This is a genomic window from Actinomyces slackii (assembly GCF_900637295.1).
Lineage (GTDB): Bacteria > Actinomycetota > Actinomycetes > Actinomycetales > Actinomycetaceae > Actinomyces > Actinomyces slackii.
In genome coordinates this window covers 143,197-161,947 of sequence record NZ_LR134363.1, presented here as the reverse complement: position 1 = coordinate 161,947, position 18,751 = coordinate 143,197, and the positions used below count along the sequence as shown (strand labels likewise).

At 71.8% G+C, this 18,751-nt stretch carries 19 protein-coding genes and 1 pseudogene; 11 read left to right on the top strand and 9 right to left on the bottom strand.

Annotated elements, in window-relative coordinates:
• Positions 1-196 precede the first annotated feature (196 nt).
• The 3 genes from EL266_RS00695 to eno all read left to right on the top strand — a co-directional run bounded on the left by EL266_RS00695 (position 197) and on the right by eno (position 3,485).
• Positions 197-1,357 carry a glycosyltransferase gene (locus tag EL266_RS00695; RefSeq protein WP_026427875.1) on the top strand — a complete coding sequence of 387 codons (1,161 nt, stop codon included), beginning with the start codon at positions 197-199 and terminating at the stop codon, positions 1,355-1,357.
• 173 nt (positions 1,358-1,530) lie between these two features.
• Positions 1,531-2,073 (top strand): hypothetical protein, encoded by a 543-nt coding sequence (locus EL266_RS00690; RefSeq protein ID WP_026427876.1) that lies wholly within the window; start codon positions 1,531-1,533, stop codon positions 2,071-2,073.
• Positions 2,074-2,198: 125 nt separating this feature from the next.
• Complete coding sequence (gene eno, locus EL266_RS00685; RefSeq protein ID WP_026427877.1) at positions 2,199-3,485, top strand: phosphopyruvate hydratase; 1,287 nt, start codon at positions 2,199-2,201, stop codon at positions 3,483-3,485.
• A 349-nt stretch (positions 3,486-3,834) separates the two neighbouring features.
• Here the strand turns inward: eno and EL266_RS00680 are convergent, their stop codons facing one another.
• The 4 genes from EL266_RS00680 to EL266_RS00665 all read right to left on the bottom strand — a co-directional run bounded on the left by EL266_RS00680 (position 3,835) and on the right by EL266_RS00665 (position 7,502).
• Complete coding sequence (locus EL266_RS00680; protein WP_051281411.1) at positions 3,835-5,076, bottom strand: ABC transporter permease; 1,242 nt, start codon at positions 5,074-5,076, stop codon at positions 3,835-3,837.
• A complete protein-coding gene (locus EL266_RS00675; protein ID WP_026427879.1) occupies positions 5,051-5,764 on the bottom strand; it encodes an ABC transporter ATP-binding protein in 714 nt (237 codons plus the stop codon). Before EL266_RS00675 ends, EL266_RS00680 begins: the two co-directional genes overlap by 26 nt.
• Positions 5,764-6,834, bottom strand: a complete 1,071-nt coding sequence (locus tag EL266_RS00670) for an efflux RND transporter periplasmic adaptor subunit (RefSeq protein ID WP_197719278.1) — start codon at positions 6,832-6,834, stop codon at positions 5,764-5,766. The genes EL266_RS00675 and EL266_RS00670 overlap by 1 nt, the downstream gene beginning before the upstream one ends.
• A gap of 131 nt (positions 6,835-6,965) precedes the next feature.
• Positions 6,966-7,502, bottom strand: coding sequence for a hypothetical protein (locus EL266_RS00665; protein ID WP_232012062.1), 537 nt, complete (start codon positions 7,500-7,502; stop codon positions 6,966-6,968).
• A gap of 229 nt (positions 7,503-7,731) precedes the next feature.
• Between EL266_RS00665 and EL266_RS00660 the strand changes: the two genes are divergently transcribed.
• Entirely contained in the window at positions 7,732-8,391 is a 660-nt protein-coding gene (locus EL266_RS00660; protein ID WP_026427881.1) for a response regulator transcription factor, read from the top strand.
• The gene (locus EL266_RS00655) at positions 8,388-9,692 is read left to right on the top strand and encodes a sensor histidine kinase (protein ID WP_232012061.1); all 1,305 of its coding nucleotides are present in this window, start codon (positions 8,388-8,390) and stop codon (positions 9,690-9,692) included. Before EL266_RS00660 ends, EL266_RS00655 begins: the two co-directional genes overlap by 4 nt.
• 253 nt (positions 9,693-9,945) lie before the next feature.
• On the opposite strand, the pseudogene EL266_RS14015 reads toward EL266_RS00655, so the two are convergent.
• Positions 9,946-10,370 (bottom strand): annotated as a pseudogene (locus EL266_RS14015) (carboxymuconolactone decarboxylase family protein).
• Positions 10,367-10,831 (bottom strand): MerR family transcriptional regulator, encoded by a 465-nt coding sequence (locus EL266_RS00645; RefSeq protein WP_026427882.1) that lies wholly within the window; start codon positions 10,829-10,831, stop codon positions 10,367-10,369. Before EL266_RS00645 ends, EL266_RS14015 begins: the two are co-directional and overlap by 4 nt.
• 262 nt (positions 10,832-11,093) lie before the next feature.
• On the opposite strand from EL266_RS00645, the gene EL266_RS00640 reads away from it, so the two are divergent.
• From EL266_RS00640 to pth, 6 genes are all read left to right on the top strand, one after another.
• On the top strand, positions 11,094-11,729 hold the full coding sequence (locus tag EL266_RS00640; RefSeq protein WP_034515533.1) for an FtsB family cell division protein: 636 nt from the start codon (positions 11,094-11,096) through the stop codon (positions 11,727-11,729).
• Positions 11,726-12,223 carry a DUF501 domain-containing protein gene (locus tag EL266_RS00635; RefSeq protein WP_026427883.1) on the top strand — a complete coding sequence of 166 codons (498 nt, stop codon included), beginning with the start codon at positions 11,726-11,728 and terminating at the stop codon, positions 12,221-12,223. Before EL266_RS00640 ends, EL266_RS00635 begins: the two co-directional genes overlap by 4 nt.
• Before the next feature lie 108 nt (positions 12,224-12,331).
• Positions 12,332-13,315 carry a Ppx/GppA phosphatase family protein gene (locus EL266_RS00630; protein ID WP_034515535.1) on the top strand — a complete coding sequence of 328 codons (984 nt, stop codon included), beginning with the start codon at positions 12,332-12,334 and terminating at the stop codon, positions 13,313-13,315.
• A gap of 45 nt (positions 13,316-13,360) precedes the next feature.
• Positions 13,361-14,218 (top strand): type I 3-dehydroquinate dehydratase, encoded by an 858-nt coding sequence (locus EL266_RS00625; protein ID WP_026427884.1) that lies wholly within the window; start codon positions 13,361-13,363, stop codon positions 14,216-14,218.
• A gap of 347 nt (positions 14,219-14,565) precedes the next feature.
• The gene (locus EL266_RS00620) at positions 14,566-15,159 is read left to right on the top strand and encodes a 50S ribosomal protein L25/general stress protein Ctc (protein WP_026427885.1); all 594 of its coding nucleotides are present in this window, start codon (positions 14,566-14,568) and stop codon (positions 15,157-15,159) included.
• Between the two features lie 30 nt (positions 15,160-15,189).
• Positions 15,190-15,786, top strand: coding sequence for an aminoacyl-tRNA hydrolase (pth, locus tag EL266_RS00615; RefSeq protein WP_026427886.1), 597 nt, complete (start codon positions 15,190-15,192; stop codon positions 15,784-15,786).
• 70 nt (positions 15,787-15,856) lie between these two features.
• Here pth and EL266_RS00610 read toward each other — a convergent pair whose 3' ends face one another.
• The 3 genes from EL266_RS00610 to EL266_RS00600 are packed head-to-tail and all read right to left on the bottom strand — an operon-like array spanning position 15,857 to position 18,727.
• Positions 15,857-16,579 carry a response regulator gene (locus tag EL266_RS00610; RefSeq protein ID WP_026427887.1) on the bottom strand — a complete coding sequence of 241 codons (723 nt, stop codon included), beginning with the start codon at positions 16,577-16,579 and terminating at the stop codon, positions 15,857-15,859.
• Positions 16,561-18,498, bottom strand: a complete 1,938-nt coding sequence (locus tag EL266_RS00605) for a histidine kinase (RefSeq protein WP_232012060.1) — start codon at positions 18,496-18,498, stop codon at positions 16,561-16,563. Before EL266_RS00605 ends, EL266_RS00610 begins: the two co-directional genes overlap by 19 nt.
• Positions 18,499-18,520: 22 nt before the next feature.
• Complete coding sequence (locus EL266_RS00600) at positions 18,521-18,727, bottom strand: hypothetical protein (RefSeq protein WP_126412030.1); 207 nt, start codon at positions 18,725-18,727, stop codon at positions 18,521-18,523.
• Positions 18,728-18,751 lie beyond the last annotated feature (24 nt).

Here is an 18,751-nt window from a genome sequence, read left to right as displayed (position 1 = left end):
CTCCTGGCACGACCGGCCCTCCTGCTGCAGGCGCCCGCCTCGGGCGGCTGTGGCTCCCGCGGGCGCCCCTCCATGAGATCGTCCCCGCCCGGGGCGGCCCTGGCCAGCCGGCATCAACGACGAGGCGAGACGCACACGACAGAATCGACCACCCGATCAGCCATGTTTCTGCCGGTCGGGGGGATAATATAACGAAATGATCTCCTCCCCGGCGCCCGAGTCGCCATCCCTGTCACGAGTTGTCTTCGTCATGGACGATCTGCACCGCCCCAACGGCATAGTCTCGGCCGTTGACCTGCTGGCGTCCCATATGCGCCAGCGCGGCCTTCGGGTCGACCTGCTGTGCTTCGGTCCCTGCGACGAGGAGTTCAAAGAGAGCCACCATGTGATCACAGCGATGCCCGGCCGTCGGCTGAGCACCGAGATGGCCGGCTACTCGCGCTCCAAACCCGCCCTCAAGCCCCTGCGCCGGGCCATCACCCCGGTGTGGTGGCCGCTGGCCAAGGCCCGCCTGCGCCGCATCGCCGATACCTGGGAGCCCGGGACGCTCGTGGTGGGTGCGGGCCTGGACTCCGTGCGGCTGCTGACCCAGGCCGGGGTTCGGCCCGCGGTCCTGGTCTCCCAGGTCCATGCCGACGTCCTCGCCCTGACCCAGCAGCAGCGGAGCCTGCTGCACAGCGCCGCGGAGAGCTCCTGCACGATCACCGCCCTGACCCCCGAGGGCGCCGAGGAGCTGGAGCGCTGGGGGCTGCCCTCCGTCTTCCTGGCCAACCCGGCCCCCGAGGCCCGGGAGCAGGCGGACGTCGAGCACTCCCGCACCGTGGTCTACATCGGCCGGCTGGCACGGGCCAAGCAGGTCGATCACTTGATCGAGGCCTTCGCCCATGTGGCTCCGCGAGACTGGAAGCTGCGGATCTACGGCGCTGGCCCCATGGAGGGGGAGCTGCGAGCCATGGTGGAGGGCGCCGATGCCGATATCGAGCTGTGCGGAACGGTGTCCGATGTGGCGCCGGTCCTCAACGGCGCCGCCATCCATGCCCTGCCGTCCCAGGCCGAGGGACTGGCGATGTCGATTCTCGAGGCGAATATGGCCGGCGTGCCCACCATCGCGTACAACGCCACTCCCGGGGTGCGCCTGGCCGCGGGGCCGAGTGCTCGCCTTGTGGCCCTCGATGATCGCCGCGCCTTCGAGGAGGCGCTGTCCGAGCTCATGCGGGACGACGCCGCCCGTGCCCGGGCCGGCCGCCAGGCGCGCGAGCACGGCAGGGCCTTCAGCGCCTCCGCCGTCGTCGACCAGTGGATGTCCCTGTGGGGGCAGCTGGCCCCCCGCGCTGAGCTGGCCCCCGCGCCGAGGTAGTCCCCCGCGCCTGCGGCCCCCCGCGCCGAGATAGACATTTCCCGCCGAAGTAGACGCATTCGCCGTCGACCTCGGCGGAAAATGTCTACCTCGAGGGATAGAGGCGCAAGGGGCGAGGAGGAGTCGGCTGTTATGCTGCTGGAGACCTGCACAGCCTCATCCGGGAGCACGTGATGACCCTCCGAACAGCCCGCACCACTCGCCTCGCACGACTGGCGCTGCCCGCCCTGTTGGCCGCGGGGATGCTGGTGGGCTGCACGGCCGAGCCCGGGATCGCGGCGCGGGTCCAGTTCACCGACTCCTCCGGCAAGGCCCAGACCGTGGAGGTCAGCGAGAGGGATCTCCAGGCGGTCTCCGAGGAGATCGCGGCCCGGGGCATCGACCCCGGCCAGACCCTCAGCGGGATGGTGCGGACTCCGATCCTGGAGGATGCCGCCGGGGCCTACGGCATTGAGGTCACCGACGATGAGGTCCGCCAGTTCCTCGTCTCCCAGGGGGTGTCCGCCGAGGGGATGTCCTCGCAGGCGCTGGCGGTGATGCGCATCAATGTCCTCGGGCAGGAGATCTCCCAGCTCTCCCAGGAGGAGCAGGCCGCGATCACGGACAAGGCCCAGGCGACATGGGATGCCAGCAAGAAGACCATCTCCCCGCGCTACGACACCCAGCCCTGGATGATCTCCAACCCCGCGCAGATGCAGCAGGCCCCCCAGCAATGACCTCCGGCCCGGATTCTCGCCGGGCGTGAACAATACGTCACTGGGGTGACCAAGGCCCTCGTGGGTTTCTGGCGCTGGCGCTAGGCTGGTACCGCTAACGGATCCACCTCAGCAAGGAGCACCAAGTGGCCCTCATCGAGAACGTTCACGCCCGCGAGATCCTCGACTCCCGTGGCAACCCGACCCTGGAGGTTGAGATCCTCCTCGAGGACGGCGCCTCTGCGCGCGCCGCCGTTCCCTCCGGCGCCTCCACCGGCGCTTTCGAGGCCGTTGAGCTGCGCGACGGCGACAAGAGCCGGTACCTCGCCAAGGGCGTGGAGAAGGCCGTGGCCAATGTCAATGAGCTCATCGCCCCTGAGATCATCGGCTTCGACGCCGCCGACCAGCGCGGCCTGGACCGCCTCATGATCGAGCTGGACGGGACCCCCAACAAGGGCAAGCTCGGCGCCAACGCCATCCTCGGCGTCTCCCTGGCCGCCGCCCAGGCCTCCGCCGAGTCCGCCGGCCTCGACCTCTTCCAGTACATCGGCGGCCCCAACGCCCACGTCCTGCCCGTGCCCATGATGAACATCCTCAACGGTGGCTCCCACGCCGACTCCAACGTGGACATCCAGGAGTTCATGATCGCCCCGATCGGCGCCCCGACCTTCCGCGAGTCCCTGCGCTGGGGCGCCGAGGTCTACCACGCCCTCAAGTCGGTGCTCAAGGAGCGCGGCCTGTCCACCGGCCTGGGTGACGAGGGCGGCTTCGCCCCCAACCTGGCCTCCAACCGCGAGGCCCTCGAGCTCATCGTCGAGGCCATCGAGAAGGCCGGCTACAAGCCCGGCTCCGACGTCGCCCTGGCCATGGACGTCGCCTCCACCGAGTTCTTCGACGAGAAGACCAAGACCTACGCCTTCGAGGGCGAGGCCCGCGACAACGCCTGGATGGTGGACTACTACGAGAAGCTCATCACCGACTTCCCCATCGTCTCCATCGAGGACCCGCTCTCCGAGGACGAGTGGGATGACTGGAAGGCTCTGACCGACAAGATCGGCGACCGTGTCCAGCTGGTCGGCGACGACTTCTTCGTCACCAACCCCGAGCGCCTGGCCAAGGGGATCTCCCTGCGCGCCGCCAACGCCCTGCTGGTCAAGGTCAACCAGATCGGCTCCCTGACCGAGACCCTCGAGGCCGTCGAGATGGCCCACCGCTCCGGATACGCCTCGATGACCTCCCACCGCTCCGGTGAGACCGAGGACGTCACCATCGCCGACCTGGCCGTGGCCACCAACTCCGGTCAGATCAAGACCGGTGCCCCCGCCCGCGGCGAGCGCATCAACAAGTACAACCAGCTCCTGCGCATCGAGGAGGCCCTCGGCGAGGCCGCCGTCTACGCCGGCGCCGGCGCCTTCCCCCGCTTCAAGGCCTGAGAGAGCCTGATCGCGGATCACTGACGCCTCGAGGCGGCCTGTCACGGGCCGCCTCGAGGCGTTTAAGCACCCCAGGAGGCTGCACGGATGGATGGGGCGCGGCCTTGCGCGGTGGCGCGGACGACGATGTGCGTATCGGACGAGGGTTCGCGTCATCCGACTGGGGTTATCACAGGGGTGATTGACGCGAAGTCACGTCCGATACGCAAAGGCACGTCCGCCAGGCTCGGCGAGAGACCCACGATCCGGCTGGCGCACCCCGCCGGGCGCTTCCCCGGCCCCATCCGTTCGCGGGGCCGGGGAAGGCCCCCGCTGCGCGTCCCAACCCTCCTCTCCTGCCGCAGCGGGTCTAATGCGCGCTGAGCGCGGAGGTCGGAGGCGTGCGGGCCGCGCGCACCGCGGGATAGGCGCCCGCCAGTGCGCCGACGACCACGGTGATCCCCAGCCCCGCCACGATCGCCAGGGGCGGCAGGTCGAAGGGCCAGCCGCGCAGCGCAGCCATCCCGCCTGATACCGCGACGCCGATGAGGCTGCCCAAGACCCCTCCGGCGAGGGACAGCACCAGCGCCTCGGTCATGAACTGGATCCGGATATGACCGCGCCTGGCGCCCAGGGACCGCCTCAGCCCGATCTCCCTGCGCCGCTCCAGCACCGAGACGATCATCGTGTTGGCCACGCCGATGCCGCCGACGAGCAGGGCGATGGAGCCCACCCCCAGCATCAGACCGGTCAGCGCCCTGTCCGCGGCGTTCTTGGCCTCCAGCGCGTCGGAGGGGCGGGAGACCTTCACCTCGTTGGGGGACTGCGGTGAGATCGTGGGAGCCAGCAGGGACCGGACGGTGGGCACGGCGTCGTCATCGCTGCGTGTGTACACCTTGCTCGGCTTGCCATCGTGCCCCAGCAGGGAGGAGGCCGCGCCTTGGCCGATGAGCGCGGCGTTGTCGAGCTCGGGGGCCAGCGCGACCGGCTCGAGGATGCCGACCACCGTGAACCACGTCCCCCCGATCCACACATTCGTCCCCGGCGAGACCACTCCCAGCCTTTTTGCGGCGCTGCTCCCCAGGACCGTGGCCGGATAGTCCGCGGTGGCCTCGTTGAGCCATCCGCCCCTGCTCACCCGCCCCGCCACGACATCCAGAAGCGACTGCTCGGCAGCCAGGGTGGCGATCCCGCCGGAGGCGTTCTTGTCGATCAGGGGGCTGCGGTAGACCAGTGAGTTCTTGACCGTCCCGGTGCTCGAGGCGCTGCGCACCCCCTCGATGAGCCGCACCTTGCCCACGGAGTCCTGGGGCAGGGACGTGGCCTTGCCGAAAATATCCTGGCCACTGCCCGCCGTCAGCAGATTGGTGCCCAGTGAGTCGAGCTGGGCGGTGAGCTGGGCGTGACTGGAGGCGGAGACCCCCACCACCGCGACCATGGCGGCGATACCGATGGCGATGCCCAGGGCCGACAGGAGCGCCCGGGCGGGCCGGGCCCTCAGGCCGGTCAGCCCCAGGCGCAGGGCATCGGCCGGGAGCAGCCGTGAGGGTCGGAGCCCCACTGCTGCCCGGCGGGCGGCGCCGGTCTCAGTGCGTGATGCGTGCGCTGCCATGCGCGTCCTCCTTCCGCAACGAGTCGCCCACAACGCGGCCGTCGCTCAGGTTGATACGCCGGGGGAGGTGGGAGGCGAGCTCGTTGTCATGAGTGATGACGATGATGGTGGTCCCCTGCCGGTGCAGCTCGTGGAGGAGCTCGACGATCGAGGCCCCCGAGACCGAATCGAGGTTCCCGGTCGGCTCATCGGCCAGCAGGAGCGCGGGATCGCCGATCACCGCCCTGGCGATGGCCACGCGCTGGCGCTCGCCGCCGCTGAGCTGGTGAGGGCGGTGATCCATGCGGTGCCCCAGCCCGACGCGCTCGAGCGCCCGGCGAGCGCGCTGGAGCCTGCCGGAGCGGGGCGTGCCGCTGTAGAGCAGGCCGTCGGCGACGTTGTCCAGCGCCGTGACGCCGTCGGATAGGTGGAACTGCTGGAAGACGAAGCCGATCCGACTGGCGCGCAGCGCCGAGAGTCTCGCATCGTCCAGGGCGCCGACGTCGAGGCCGTCGATCTCGACCGTGCCCGAGCTGGGGCGGTCCAAGGTGCCGATGAGATTGAGGAGCGTGGACTTCCCCGAGCCCGAGGGGCCCACGATGGCGACCAGCTCGCCATCATCGACCTCGAGGCTCACGGCCGCGCAGGCGGTCACGGGCGGCTCCCCGTAGGTGCGGTACACGTCTCGCAGGGACAGGATGCGGCTCATCACTGCGGCACCACCACTGACTGCCCCGCGGTGATCCCCTCGCCGGAGATCTCCACGCGCCCGGCCGCGAACAGCCCGGTCGTGACCGGCACCTTGCGGGTGGTGCCATCGGACTCGACGATCTCGACGCCGTACTGCTGCGGGCTCAGGGCCAGCAGCGCGCCCAGGGGCACTGAGAGCACGTCCTCGCGGGTCTGGCTGGGCAGGGCCACCGTCACCGAGACCTCCTGGAAGGCGGCACTCGCCCCGGCGTCGTCCAGGGTAATGGTCACCGGGATGATCCTCTCCTTGGAATCCCCCGATCCCGACGACTTCTCCGTGGGCGTGCCCACTGCGCTGATGGTGCCGGAGGTCGTCGTGGAATCGGGCATCGTGATGGTCACGGTCCCTCCGACGACGGCCAGCCCTTGGTCCGAGAGCTTGACGGGGGCATCAACCACCTGGGTGGTGCTGGTGACCGCGTAGAGCTCGGAGTCCATGGCCGCGCGGTCCCCGAGCTTGGCGCTGACCGAACCCACCCGCAGATCCCCGGGGGAGAAGACCACCTGCCCCAGCGGGACGGTCCCGGTGCGCGACAGCCCCGCATCCTTCTGCCACCGCAAGACGGCGCTGGCGGTGGCCCGGCCGAAGCGGTCATCGGGCTCGCCCTCCAAGTAGCCCATGGACCTCAGGGCCGTTTGGAGCTGGAGGACGTCCTCGCCGTCGTCCACGCCCGCCTCGAGGGTCCGCCAGGCCGGCACGGTGCCGTGCATGAGGTAGGCGGCCTCGGCCCCCGCGCGGTACAGGAGGTCGCCCTGGGTCAGGACGGTTCCGGAGGCGGGCAGGCCGATGAGCACGCCCTCGAAGCCCGACTTGAGAGTGCGGGCCTCGGAGTAGCGCAGTGTCCCGGACACCGAGGCCTGACCCTGCAGGTCCCCGCGGCTCACTGTGTCGGTGGCCCCGCTGAAGGGCAGGGAGGACGGCTCCGAGGGCGCTGAGAACGGTCCGATCCGTCTGGCCCGCATGACGGCGCCCGCGGTCAGGGCCAGGGCGGCGCAGGCCCCGCCGGCCAGCAGGGCGCGGCGTCGCATGGGGCGGGCCGCGCTCGCGGGAGCGTCGGGTCGGGCGGCATCCGTGATTTCGGGCCGGTCATGCGCGGTGGCGCCCTTCTCAGTGCTCGTGGACTCCGAGGGTGCGGGCGCGCGGTCATTGAGGGCTCGCATCACTTGCCGCCCTTCGTGGTCGCCGGCGCACTGGGAGACTCGGCGTCGGCCTTCTCGGAGCAGGTGTTCAGGGCCTCCTCGGGGATGCTCTCATCGACGGCCAGATTCTCGCCCGGCGCAGGGTCGGCGACGTCGTAGCCCTCCTGACGCAAGCACTCGGCCAGCCGGACGTGGAACTGCCGCATCTCCTCCTCGGACACGTCTTCGGCCCCCGGGAGCGGGCCGGCGCTGTCCTCGCACTCCTTGAAGGCCTTCTCAACGGCCTCGGGGTCGTCCGTCGTGGGCATATTCAGGTTTCCATCGCTGTCAGGATCGGGGACGTCGAAGCCCTTGTCCCGCATGCACCGGGCGATGGAGAGCGAGTTCTCCTGAATGCTGGCGGCGTCGAGAGAGGCCTGGGAGGACGATCCCGCAGTCGGGGACTGGGAGCAGCCGGCGAGCAGGCTCAGCGCCATCGCCGCGCAGACCGCCCCGGCGGCCGCGGTCATCCTGGTCGCCGCGGCCGCCCTGATCATGCCGGTCCTTCTGGTGGTCATGGGTATCCCTCCGTGCTGGGTCTGTTGGCTGAACCATGTGGTGCAGCCCTTGGTGCGCGGACAGGCGCGGGTGCGCCCTGCCCTCGGGGAGAAGACAATCGGGGCCGGTGTTGTCATGGCGTTCACGGCACCGCTTATGCCGTGGCAACGTCGGGGGTGGTTCAATCTGGGCGTCGATGGTTCACGGTGTCAGGCGCGATGAGCGCCTGCGGGTATCGAGGGGGCGGCAGTGCGCGTGCTGATCGTGGAGGACGAGGACTACCTGGCCGAGGCCATCGCCACTGGCCTGCGCCGCGAGGCCATGGCCGTCGACGTCGTCGGCGATGGGGGCCGGGCTCTGGAGCAGGTCGAGGAGTGCCGCTACGACGTGGTGATCCTGGACCGGGACCTGCCCGTGGTGCACGGTGATGAGGTCTGCCGCCGGGTCGTCGAGGAGCACCCCACCACCAGGGTGCTCATGCTCACCGCCTCGGGCAGGCTGGACTCGCGGGTCGAGGGCTTCGAGCTGGGCGCGGATGACTACCTCGTCAAGCCCTTCGAGTTCCTCGAGCTGGTGGCCAGGCTGCGGGCCCTGGAGCGGCGCAGTCAGCCCGCGCGCAGCCCTGTCATCGAGGCCCACGGCGTCAGGCTCGACCCCTTCCGGCGGGAGGTGCGGCGCGACGGGCGCCCCATCCGCCTCAGCCCCAAGGAGTTCGCCATCCTCCAGGTCCTCATGGAGGCCGACGGGGGAGTGATCAGCTCCGAGGACCTGCTGGAGAGGGCATGGGACGCCAACGCGGACCCCTTCACCAACTCCGTGCGCGTGACCATCTCCCACCTGCGCCGCAAGCTGGGCGACCCCTGGGTGATCCAGACGCTGAGCGGCGCGGGCTACCGGTTCAGCGCATGAGACGCATGAGACGGGGCTCGCGCTCAACCGCCGGCGCCCCGGAGGCACCGGTGGTCCAGCCCCCGCCGGCGGGCGGCGGTCTGTCAGAAACGGGAGAGACGGGCCTGCGCCGTGCGCGGCGCCTGAGCATCCGCGCCCGCCTGGCGCTGACCTACACCGGCCTCATGGCCGTCACGGGAGCGATCCTCATCGCCCTGGTCTCCTCCTACACCATCTTCGAGGTGCATATCATCGCGGACGGGACCGGTGACTCGCAGGAGATCCCAGCGGAGCAGATCGACTTCTCCTCGCCGGAGACCGACGCGATGCTGAGGGATGCTGAGAACGCCTTGTACGCCACGTACACCTCGATCCTGTGGGCGGCAGTCATCGTCCTGCTGGTGCTGACCCTCCTGTCCGCAGTGGTGTGCTGGGTCCTGGCGGGCAGGATGCTCCGGCCGCTGACCTCCGTGAGCACCGCCGCCAGGCGGGCGGCCTCGGGCGATCTCAGCCAACGACTGGCACTGACTGGCCCGAAGGATGAGATCCACGAGCTGGCGGACACCTTCGACGGCATGCTGGCCTCCCTGGAGCGGTCCTTCGGGGCTCACCGCCGCTTCGCGGCCAATGCCTCCCACGAGTTGCGCACTCCGCTGGCCACCACTCAGGCGATGATCGAGGTGGCCCTGGGCGATCCCGGCGCCTCGGCTGAGGACCTGCGCGCGGTCCTGCGCAAGGTGCTGGAGGTCAATCGCTTCAACGGGGAGATGGTCAACGCCCTCCTGGATCTGGCCGATGCTCAGGCCGGGGACATCAGGTATGAGGAGGTCGATCTGGCGGGCATGGTCCGCGCCGAGCTGGCGCAGGTCGCCGAGCAGGCCCAGATGCGCGGCCTGCGCGTGGAGCAGGCGCTGGAGGCGGCCCCCGCCTCGGGGGATCCGGTGCTGCTCCGCCAGGCCGTCTCGAACCTGCTGCGCAACGCCGTGCGCCACAACGTCGAGGGCGGCTGGATCTCGGTGCGCACGGGGCGCGGCCCGGGCGGGGTCCGATTCGCCGTCGACAATGACGGCCCGGTGGTCAGCACCCAGGAGGTCGCGGCGCTGAGCGAGCCCTTCGTGCGCGGCCAGGGCCGTGCCAGCGGCACCGGGTACGGACTGGGCCTGGCCATCGTCTCGGCCGTGGTGACGGCCCATGACGGCGAGCTGGGCCTGAGCGCCAGGCCCGCCGGTGGGCTGAGCGTCGTCATGGAACTGCCCGAGGCCCGCCAGCAGACGACGCCAGGGAGTGGACGGCGGGACGCGGGCTCGGATGATGACCAGTAGGGGAGCGCCTGGCGCGACCCCCCGATGCCGGTGCCCCCCACAGGGATGCACGGATGGATGGGGCTCGGCCGTGCGCGGTGGCGCGGACGACGATGTGCGTATCGGACGAGGGTATGCGTCATCCGACTGGGGTTAGCGCAGGGGTGATTGACGCAAACGCACGTCCGGTACGCGAAGGCACGTCCGATACGCAAACGCACGTCCGCCAGGCTTTGCGAGGAGCCCCACCTGCCCGCGCATCCCTTCAGAAGGCTCACGCGGTCGACTGCTGGTCGCGATCCTCGAAGACCTCACGGGCGGTGAAGATGGCGTTGAGCGCCTTGGGGAAGCCGCAGTAGACGGTGGCGTGGAGAAGGGCCTCGGCGATCTCCTCCCGGCTGAGGCCGACGTTGAGCGCGGCCCCGATGTGCACCTTGAGCTGAGGCTCGCAGCCCCCCCCAGAGCAGTGAGGACGCCGAGGGTGACCAGCTGGCGGCTGCGGGCATCGAGGCCGGGCCGGTCGTAGATGTCGCCGAATGCGAAGGCGGCGATGTGGTGGCCCATGGCGGGGCAGATATCGGACAGGGCGTCGATGACCGCCTCTCCCCGGTCACCGTCGATCCTGGCCAGGACGTCCTGTCCGCGGTGACGCCGTCTGAGATTCTCCGGAGAGGTGATGTCATGCTGCGAGGCGGTCATGGGCGGGGTCCTTCACTGTAGGTGGCGATTTTGAACTCGGTCACGGCCAAGGACAGCTGCAGCTGGGCGATCTGCCGGCGCAGCGTGTCGCGGTGCTCCAGGAGCAGATCGAGGCGCGCGGGCACCGTGTCGGGGCCGGCCTCGATCAGCTCGACGTAGCGGCGCAGGTCCGCAATCGACATCCCGGATGCGCGCATCCGGGTGATGAACACGAGCCGGCGCAGCGCGGCGGCGTCATAGACGCGATGACCCAGGCGATCGCGGGCCACCTGGAGCAGGCCGATGCGCTCGTAGTAGCGCAGCGTGTGCGGGTTGACCCCGAGGTAGTCGGCGGTTGTGGCGATGTCCCACGCTGTTGAGTCGGCGTCATCGCGGACGAGATCACGTAGGGCGTCGACGCTCACCCCTCCTGCCGGGTCGACGGCGAGCCGTAGTGCGTCAGTGAGTGCCGCGGAGTCCATATCCCTGACGGTAGGGCTTCGAGCGCGCTCACAGGCAAGGCCGTATCAGCCGCTGGCAGTCGAGGCAGCCGACCAGGACAGTTGGCGCGCCAATCCTGCGGGCCTCGCTCCCGCCGTGCCGTGATCCGAGGCCATCCGCGCCATCCGCGGACCGGCGCCGTCCTGCGCTCGGACTTCCTCCCGCCGCGCCGGTGCCCTGGCGTGAGCGACGCAGCCTGTGTCGCGCCCGTCCTCGCCCGCAGGCCTGGGGCAGGATCGTCCCATGACGCCGAGACGACCCTCCCGCTCCTCCGCCCGCCGGGGCTCGCGCGGCTCGGGGACGCATCCCGGCCAGTCCTCGACCCCCGCCCGGGGCACGGCCGAGCAGGAGGCGCCCGAGACCGCTGCGCCCATGGCCGCCGAGCGGAGCATCCCCCCGCGGGTGGTCATGCTCGTCGTCGTCTCCCTGCTCGCCTTCGCCCTGGTCTTCACCTCCCTGCGCGCCTACCTGTCCCAGCGCGCCCAGTACGACGACGTCGTCGACCGCCTCGCCAGGGCCCAGGCCACCTCGACCGCGCTGGAGCGCGAGCTCAGCCAGTGGGAGGATGAGGACTACGTGCGATCCCAGGTCCGAGAGCGCCTCGGCTACGTGATGCCGGGGGAGACCACCTACGTCGTCGTCGGTGCCGAGAAGTACGCCGAGGACCCCGACGGCCAGACCGCAGGGGAGAGCTCCCGGCGCGCACCCTGGTATGACAGGCTGCGCGAATCGGCCCGACTCGCCGGCGAGGCGCCCCAGTCGGCCGCGCCCGAGGACCCGGCCAAGCGCGGCTGGGCCCCGCCCGAGCCCAGCGACGGCCCCCAGTCCACCCCCAGCCCCGCACCCAGCCCCGCACCCACAGCGCAGGAGACGCCATGACCCAGGCCCCCGCCCCCCAGGACCTGGAGGCCCTGGCCGAGCAGCTGGGCAGGGTGCCCCGAGGGGTCGTGTCCATCGCCGCGCGCTGCGCCTGCGGGCGGCCCGCCGTGGTGCGCACCGCCCCCCGCCTCGACGACGGCACCCCCTTCCCCACGAGCTTCTACCTCACTCACCCCGCCGCCGTGAAGGGCTGCTCCACGCTGGAGGCCGAGCACCTCATGGAGGAGTTCAACGCCGAGTTGGCCCAGGACCCCGAGCTCGCGGCCGCCTACGCCCGCGCCCACGAGGACTACCTGGCCAGGCGTGCCGAGCTCGGCCAGGTCCCCGAGATCGAGGGGATCTCAGCCGGGGGCATGCCCACCCGCGTCAAGTGCCTGCACGCCGTGGTGGGGCACTCCCTGGCCGCCGGCCCCGGGGTCAACCCCATGGGGGACCGGGCCCTGGCCGTGCTGGCCGAGCGCGGCATGTGGGACCCGGAGCACTGCCACTGCTGAGCCGGCCGGTGCGCGGCGACTCATGGCCCCGGCGATCCGGCTACCCTGCTCACCGTCGGCTCCTCCGGTGCCCCCGGCCCCGCCGACCCCCCATCCGGAAGGACATCCATGACCCGTGTGGCCGCCATCGACTGCGGAACCAACACCATCCGCCTGCTCATCGCCGACGCCCGGTACGACGACGGCCGCCTCGGCCTGGAGCCGGTGGCGCGCCGCAACGAGATCGTCCGCCTGGGCCAAGGGGTGGACCGCACCGGGCGCCTCGACCCGGCCGCCCTGGAGCGCACCCTGGCCGTCGTCGAGGACTACGCCGCCGACTGCCGCGCCCACGGCGCCCAGCAGCGCCGATTCGTGGCGACCTCGGCAACCCGGGATGCCGACAACCGCGAGGAGTTCATCGCCGGCGTGCGCGCCGCCCTGGGCGTGGACCCGGAGGTCATCACCGGCCAGGAGGAGGCCCGCCTGTCCTTCGCCGGCTCCCTGCTGGGGGTGGGCGGCAACGCCGAGCGCCTCGTGGTGGACCTGGGGGGTGGCTCCACCGAGCTGGTGCTGGGGACTGGCGAGCCGCGCGCCGCCATCAGCCTGGATGTGGGCAGCGTGCGCATCACCGAGCGCCACCTGGCCGGCGGCGTCACCCCCGACGCGGAGGCGGCCGCCCGCGCCGAGGTCCGCGCCCTGCTGGATGAGGCCGCCGACGCCGTCGACCTGAGCGCGCCCGAGCGGATCGTGGGCCTGGCCGGGACCGTCACCACCGTGACCGCCCACGCCCTGGGGCTGGAGGCCTTCGAGCCCGAGGCGATCGACGGCGCCGAGCTCAGCGCCGAGCAGGTCGCCGCCTCCTGCCGCGCCATCCTCCACTCCACCCCCGCCCAGCGCGAGTCCTGGGGGTACCTCGCCCCCGGCCGCCGCGACGTCATCGCCGCCGGCGCCCTGGTGTGGCAGGAGGTGGTGGAGCGGGTGGCCGCCGAGACCTCCGCCGCCGGCAGGCCCCTGCGCGGCGTCATCACCAGCCTGCACGACATCCTCGACGGGATCGCCCTGTCCCTCATCGAGGACGCGCCCGCCATCGAGGGCGCGCCCGCCCGGCCCTGAGCCCGGCGCATCACCGAGCCCTGAGGCGGATCGAGAGGAGCGAGCATGAAGGAGACCCGAACCCTGAGGTGGGGAGGCGCGCGCATCGGCGCGGGGGCGCCGGCCATCGTCGTCTCCCTGACCGGGCCCGGCCCCGCCGAGGCGGCCGACCAGGCCCGCAGCGCCGTCGCCGCCGGTGCCGACGTGCTCGAGCTGCGCCTCGACCTGCTCGACGGCGTCGCCCGCGCCCTGGGTGAGCCGACCGGGGCTGATGGGTCGGGCGGGTCCGGCGGGTCGGGCGAGGCGGGCACGGCCGAGGCCTGCCGGGCGGCGCTGGAGGCCTGCCTGGCGGTGGCCGGTGCCGGCGCGCCCCTGCTGCTGACCTGCCGCACCCGGGCTGAGGGCGGTCGGGTCGCCCTGCCCGACGGCGACTACGAGGCCCTCCTCCTGAGCCTCCTGGAGGGGGTTGCCGGGACAGGCGGGACGGCAGCGGTGGCGGCGGCGGTGGCGGCGATCGACGTGGAGGTCGAGCGGGGCTGCCTGGCCGCGGTGGCGGCTGCGGCCCATGGGCTCGGGATCGATGTGGTGGGCTCCTTCCACGACGTCGTCGCCACGCCCCCCGATGCGCGGATGGAGGCGGTCCTGTCCGCGATGGCCTCCCACGGCGCTGACCTGGCGAAGATCGCCGTGATGCCCGCCGACGGCGCCGATGTCGTCCGTCTGCTGGGCGTGGGCGCGCGAGCACAGGCCCGGCTGTCCATCCCCGTGGCCGCCATCTCCATGGGGGCCCTTGGGGCGGTGAGCCGGGTGGCCCCGGTCTTCGGCTCGGCCCTCACCTTCGCCGTCGCCTCCGGGCCCGCCTCGGCGCCCGGCCAGCTGCCCATCGAGGAGGTCCGCCGCGTCCTGGCGCTCCTGGCGCCCTGACCCCGCCCGCGCCGGCGGGGCGCCGGGTGGCTGGTGATCACGGTCATGTAGCCGTCGGGCATCCCGTCCGCGCCGGCGGGGCGCCGGGGATTCGGTGGAGGGCTGTCGGTTTTCCTGTTCGATCCCGTCCGCGCCGGCGGGGCGCCGGGGCTTCGGGGCGCCGGCGTGAGGACCACCGCATTGGGAGGGGCCGGCCGGTGGGATAAACTTCCCGAGTTGCCCCGGCGAGGGACGCGCCAACGGCGCGCATCCGTGATCGACGTGGTGGTGCCCGCGGCACTGCGCGTCCTCGCGCCCGCCGGACCACCAGCGGGGCCCGCGCCCCGCATGAGCACAAGGAGCGCACCATGACCAATGACGCCGTCACCCTCAAGGCCGTCAACCGCACCGAGTTCGGCAAGGGCTCGGCCCGCCAGGCCCGCCGCGCCGGCCAGGTCCCCGTCGTCGTCTACGGCCACGGCACCGAGCCCCGCCACCTCCTGCTGGAGGAGCACGCCACCCGTCTGGCCCTGCGCAGCAACGACAACGCCCTGGTCGAGCTCGACATCGAGGGAGAGACCCTCCTGGCCCTGGCCAAGGAGGTGCAGCGCCACCCCATCCGCCCCGGCGTTCAGCACGTCGACTTCCTCCTGGTCAACCTCACCGAGCGCGTTGAGGTCGAGGTCCCCGTCACCGTGGTCGGCGAGGCTGCCCCCGGCACCATCCACATGATCGAGGCCTCCCACGTGACCCTGTCGGCTCCCGCGGTCTCCATCCCCGAGACCCTGGACGTCGACATTACCGGGGTTGCCGGCGGCACCGTCCTGACCGTGGCCGACCTGACCCTGCCCGAGGGCGTCCAGGCCGTCGCCGACCCCGAGACCGCCGTGGTCAACGTGGCCGACAAGAACGTCGTGGCCACCGCCGCTCCCGCCGAGCCCGAGGCCCCTGAGGCCGAGTGAGTCGGTGAGCCGATGAGCCCAATGAGCCCGGTGAGCTCTGACCCCTGGCTCGTCGTCGGGCTGGGCAACCCCGGGCCCCGGTACGCCCGCAACCGCCACAACATCGGACATATGGTCATCGATGTGCTGGCGGGGCGTGCCGGGGCCCGGATGTCCGCGCATAAGGCCCGCGCCCACGTGGCCGAGGCGCGCCTGGGCATGGCGCCCGGGGGCGCTCCCGGGCCTCGCGCCATCCTGGCGGCCCCGACGTCCTTCATGAATGTCTCGGGCGGTCCGGTCAAGGCACTGGCCAACTACTACGGCGTGGGCACGGACCGGCTCCTGGTCATCCACGACGAGCTCGACCTGCCCGCCCACGAGCTGCGGCTCAAGCGCGGGGGAGGGGAGGGCGGCCACAACGGCCTGCGCTCGATCTCCTCGGTTCTGGGCGCCAAGGACTACGCGCGCCTGCGCGTGGGCGTGGGCAGGCCACCCGGCCGGCAGGACCCCGCGGCCTTCGTCCTGTCGGATGTCCCGGCGCGAGAGCGCGAGGAGCTGGCCGTCACCCTGGAGCGGGCGGCCGACGCCGTCGAGCAGGTCGCCCTCCTGGGCTTCGAGGAGGCCCAGCAGCGCCTCCACACCCCGTGACTCCGCCAATTTGCGTGAGTTCGTACTTCTCCGGGCCTGGAAAAGCACGAACTCACGCAAATTGGCGGAGTCAGGTCATGAGGCCGGTCTCGTAGGCGACGACGACGGCCTGCACGCGGTCGCGCACATCCAGCTTGGCCAGCACATTGCCCACATGGGTCTTCACGGTGGTCGCGGAGACCACGAGGTGGTCGGCGATCTCCGCGTTGGACATCCCGCGGGCCATGAGCACGAGGATCTCGCGCTCCCGGGGCGTCAGGGAGGCGATCCGCGGGTCCTCGCCGGATCCGGCGGCACTGGTGCCGGCATCGGGCAGGGCGGTGGCGAACATCTCCAGCATGCGCTGCGTGATGCGCGGGGAGACGACGGCCTCCCCCGAGGCCACGGTGCGGATGGCCTCGGCGAGCTCGGTGGGCCGGGTGTCCTTGAGCAGGAAGCCGGAGGCCCCGGCGCGCAGGCCGGAGAAGGCGTACTCATCCAGATCGAAGGTGGTCAGGATGAGGATGCGGGTGCCGGGGCACTCGCGCACGATGACCTCGGTGGCCTCGATCCCGTTCATGCCGGGCATGCGCACATCCATGAGGATGACGTCGGGGCGCAGGGCACGGGCCTGGGCGATGGCGGTGGCGCCATCAGAGGCCTCCCCGACCACCTCGATCCCGTTCTCGGCGTCGAGCACCATGCGGAAGCCCATCCGCATGAGGGCCTGGTCGTCAGCCAGGACCACGCTGACGCTGCGTGCCTCCTCCTGCTCGGAGTCGGCAGCAGAGCTGCTCACAGGGGCGTCTGCCATGAGGAGGCTCCTTCGTCGTTCTCATCCCAGCGCAGGACCGCGCGCACCTGCCACCCGGAGGCGGTGGGCCCGGCCTGCACAGACCCACCATAGACCGCCGCGCGCTCGCGCATGCCGATCAGGCCCTTGCCCGAGCCGTGCATGGGCCGGCTTCCGGGAGCGGCCTCATTGTCAACGGTCAGCACGACGGTCCCGTTGTGCCGCTCGACGGCGACCGTCACCGCGCAGGTGGTGGGGGCGTAGCGCAGCACATTGGTCAGCGCCTCCTGCGCGATGCGGAACAGCGTCAGCTGCAGCGCCTTGTCGTCGGGCAGGTCCCTGCCCGACCAGGAGTAGGACACCGGCACGCCGGCCTTGGTGAAGCGGGCGACCAGGGCGCCGATATCGGCCTGCTCGGGTGCCGGTGCGGTGGGCAGGGTCCCGGTGGTGGGGTCGGTGCTGTCGGAGGTGGCCTGGTGGCGCAGGTCCTCGATCGGCGCGCTGGGCTCGATGGGGGCGACGGTCCCCGGTGGGGCGAACTCGGGCATGGGCAGGTCGCGCACCTGGGGGCCGGCTGCCGAGGCGGGCGCATCGCCGCCCGTGCGACGACGGGCCTTGCGGTGCCAGCGCCCCCCGGTCGCCCCAGCCTGGTCGCCCTCGGGGCGGGGCCCCGCCGGGCCAGCGGGCTCGGCGGGCTCAGTGGGCTCGGTGGGGTCAGTGCCAGCAGTGCTGGCAGCGCCGGAGGCCGAGTGACCGGACTGCTCGGAGTGCCTGGTGGACACACTGGGGTCCTCGCGCAGCACGCCCACCAGGCGCCGGGTGTCGGCCAGGGCGGTGCGGCCGGCCTCGGAGAGCATCTCCAGGGCCTGCTTGGCCTGCTCCGGCTTACGATCGATGGTGGCACTGGCGCCGTCGGCCATGGTGATCATGACGGCCAGGGAGTGGGCCACGACGTCGTGCATCTCCCGGGCGATCCGGCTGCGCTCCTCGGCGGCGGCGAGCAGGGCGCTCTGCTCGCGGGCCAGGGCGAGGCGCACCGAGCGCGCCTCCGCCTCCTCCAGGCGCATGCGGTTGGACCGGGCGGACAGGCCCACGAGTTGCGCCGCCAGGAAGATGACGGCGTAGGGGGTCCACTCGCGCGCCTGCTCGGTCGGGGTCAGGGGATCGGCCTCGCCGATGAGGAGGAAGGTGAGGGGCGGGATCATGGTGGCGACCACCCAGCCCGCCCAGGAGGTGGAGATCCGGCTGTGGGAGCTCACAGTCCCCACGGAGATGGAGATGCTCAGCAGGACGGGCAGGATCATGAGGTAGAGGCCGTATTCGACGGTGTCGGCCCCACGGCCCATCACGTACTTCATGAACACGATGGCCAGTGGCGAGGCCGCCAGGACGACCGCCCCGCAGGCCAGGGGGGCGCGGCGCCGCAGCGCCAGGGCGGCAGCGACGACGAGCAGAGTCGCGACGGGCACCGGGATGATGCTCAGTGCGTCAGGGGGCGTGGTCCTGTACACCCGGGTGCTGGTGGCCGCCAGCAGGGCCCACAGGGCGCCGATCACCAGGAATCCCAGGGCGAGCAGGGCGTCGACCTGGATGGGGTGGTTGAGGCGCCAGTCCTTCAGTCGGCCAAGGAGCGTCGAGCGGGCCGCGGAGGCTGCCGGGCCCGGGTGCGCATGCGTGAAGGAGGAAGGCATCGGGGCAAGTGTGTCATTGCCGGGCAGGATCGTGCGCGCACGGGGGTCGGAGTGCTGCCCGGACAGGCTGGGCATGGCCTGGGCGGCTGCCCTGAGGAGGTAGAGGCTGGGGGAGTCCGCCGGCGGCCGGCCCTGGGCTCGGGAGGGCTCGGTCCGCGCGATGAGGGGCCGCTGACCGCCGCTTGCGCCCGGTGACGGTCGGTCAGCGTAGGTGGAGCTGGAGTGCTCCGGCTCGGTCAGGGTGGTCATGCGCGTGTCCTCGCGATTGTGCTCAGGCATCCCGGTGGGGGAGGGCGAGCCGGTTGGACAGCAGCGGCACCAGGGCCCTGGGCGCGACGGCGGTCGTTGTGGCCGTCGCGGCGCGGTCGCGCTGAGGCGTCACGGCCAGGTTGGTCAGACCGACCGCTCCGATCGTGGTGCGCGACTTTCGTGCCCGGGATGCTCCGGTGGCCGGAATGCTGGTCCGGCTCGCTGGCATCAGGCTAGGAAGGGCGCGGTGTCA